Source organism: Ideonella sp. P3_A4, assembly GCF_056403075.1.
In genome coordinates, this window is sequence record NZ_JBFUGE010000738.1 from 1 (window position 1) to 2,694 (window position 2,694).

The window sequence follows — 2,694 nt, forward strand, 5'->3', positions numbered from 1 at the left end:
CAACAAGTGCAAGGGCGTGCTGGTCGGCGTGATCGACGAAGGCGTGCAATACACCCACCCGGACCTGAAAGCCAACCACTGGAAGAACCCGGCCGAGATCGACGGCAATGGCATCGACGATGATGGCAATGGCTACATCGATGACACCCACGGCTGGGACTTCGACGGCAACAACAAGTCGGTCTACGACGGCGTCCAGGACGACCACGGCACCCACGTGTCCGGCACCATCGGCGGCAAGGGCGGAAACGGAGCCGGCGTCGCAGGCATGTGCTGGGTCATCAAGATGGTCCACACCAAGTTCCTGGGTGTGAGCGGCGGCACCACCGCCAACGCGATCAAGGCCGTCGACTACATCACCGACCTGAAGACCCGTCACAACCTGAACCTGGTCGCGACCAACAACTCATGGGGCGGCGGCGGCTTCTCGCAAGGCCTGAAGGACGCGATCGACCGGGGCGGTGCGCAAAACATCCTGTTCGTCGCCGCTGCCGGCAACAACGCCAGCAACAACGACACCTCGCCGTTCTACCCGGCCAGCTACACCAGCGATGCACTGATCGCCGTGGCCGCCATCACGAGCACCGGCACGCTGGCCAGCTTCTCGAACTACGGCGCCACCTCGGTCGACATTTGCGCCCCCGGCCAGTCGATCACATCGACCGTGCCGACCAACTCGTACTCGTCCTACAGCGGCACATCGATGGCCACGCCGCACGTGGTGGGCGCGATTGCGCTGTACGCCAAGCACCATCCCGGGCTGACCGCTGCGCAAATGAAGGCCGCCATCCTCGGCACCACCACGGCCACCGCCTCGTGCGCCGGCAAGACGGTGACCGGCGGCCGCCTGAACGTGAGCACCTACTGAGCATCAGCCGAGCACTGCTCGGCAAGCGCTGTTCGAAGGGCCGGGGCAACCCGGCCTTTTTGATGGCGGGCAGCGCAAAGCAGGCAGCAAGCGGCGAACTTCGTGCATTAACCAGGTGAGTCCCGGCCTGATTTGGGGATTACCCTCGCCGCGGCGGTTACAATGGCCGCATCCCCCCGAGGTCCAGCCTCGGCGGCGGCTTGTCAGTTCTGACAGCGGTGCACCTCTTGCAGGCCAACCGCACCTACTCCCGGCCGGGCCCCTGGCTGGTGCCCCGAGCAATTCGCGGGCGGCGGGCCGGCCATGCTCCATCGAGCTCAATGACCTTTGAATCTCTCGGCCTGGCCGAATCGATTGTTCGTGCCGTTCACGAACAAGGCTACACCCAACCCACTCCCATTCAGGCGCAAGCCATTCCCGCCGTCTTGAACGGCGGCGACCTGATGGCCGGCGCCCAGACCGGCACCGGCAAGACCGCCGGCTTCACGCTGCCGCTGTTGCACCGCCTGGCCGCTCAAGGCCCGAAGCGTGACGCCAAGGGCCGCGTCGCGATCCGCGCGCTGATCCTGACCCCGACGCGCGAACTCGCGGCCCAGGTCGAAGAAAGCGTGCGCCTGTACGGCAAGTTCCTGCCGCTGACGTCGATGGTGATGTTCGGCGGTGTCGGCATGCAGCCGCAGATCGACCGCCTGCGCAAGGGCGTCGACATCCTCGTGGCCACCCCCGGCCGCCTGCTGGACCACCACCAGCAAGGCACGCTGGACCTGAGCCACGTGCAGATCTTCGTGCTCGATGAAGCCGACCGAATGCTCGACATGGGCTTCATCCACGACATCAAGAAGGTGCTCGCGGTGCTGCCGCAGCAAAAGCAGAGCCTGCTGTTCTCGGCCACCTTCAGTGACGACATCAAGGCCCTGGCCGATCGCCTGCTGAACCAGCCGGCGCTGATCGAAGTGGCACGCCGCAACGCGACCGCCGACACGATCGCGCAGAAGGTGCACCCGGTCGGCCGCGAGCACAAGAAAGAGCTGCTCTCACACCTGATCCGCGAAGGCAATTGGCACCAGGTGCTGGTCTTCACCCGCATGAAGCACGGTGCCAACCGCCTGGCCGAATTCCTGAACAAGGAAGAAATCAGCGCGATGGCGATCCACGGCAACAAGAGCCAGGGTGCACGCACCAAGGCACTGGCCGACTTCAAGAGTGGTGACCTGCAGGTGCTGGTGGCAACCGACATCGCCGCCCGCGGCATCGACATCGACCAGCTGCCGCACGTCGTCAACTTCGAGTTGCCGAACGTGCCGGAAGACTATGTGCACCGCATCGGCCGCACCGGCCGCGCCGGCGCGCAAGGCGAAGCGGTCTCGCTGGTGTGCCTGGACGAAGAAATTTTCCTGCGCGACATCGAGAAGCTGATCAAGCGCGACATCCCGCGCGAGACCATTCCCGGCTTCGAAGCACCGGCCAGTGAGCGCGCGGAGCCCATCGTGCTGGGCCGCATGACGATTGGCATCGGCGGTACACGCCGCGGTGCTGGTGGCGGCGGTGGTGGTGGTGGTGGTGGCAACCACCGCGGCGGCCGCAACGGCGATCGCGGTGGCGCGCCGGCACGCCAGGATGGCGGCCGTCATGACGGCCGTCCGTCGCACGGCGGCGGCAAGCCGGCGGCAAGTGCTGGTGGCCGCCCGGCCGGCCAGCATGCCCCGCATGGTGGCCACAAGCCGGCCCATGGCAGCCCGCGCCCGAGCGGCAACCACCAGGGCCAGGCGCGGCCTGCCGGCAGCAACAGCGGCTCGGCTCCGAAGCCGGCCGGCGCCCGCCTGCTG

At 66.7% G+C, this 2,694-nt stretch carries 2 protein-coding genes; both read left to right on the forward strand.

The window, feature by feature from the left end; all coding sequences use genetic code 11:
- The coding region (locus tag AC1DYI_RS32000) for a S8 family peptidase (protein WP_477208146.1) at window positions 1-868 on the forward strand (868 nt) is incomplete at its 5' end.
- Between the two features lie 320 nt (window positions 869-1,188).
- Window positions 1,189-2,694, forward strand: a 1,506-nt coding sequence (locus AC1DYI_RS32005) for a DEAD/DEAH box helicase (RefSeq protein WP_477208147.1), incomplete at its 3' end; no start/stop codon positions are given.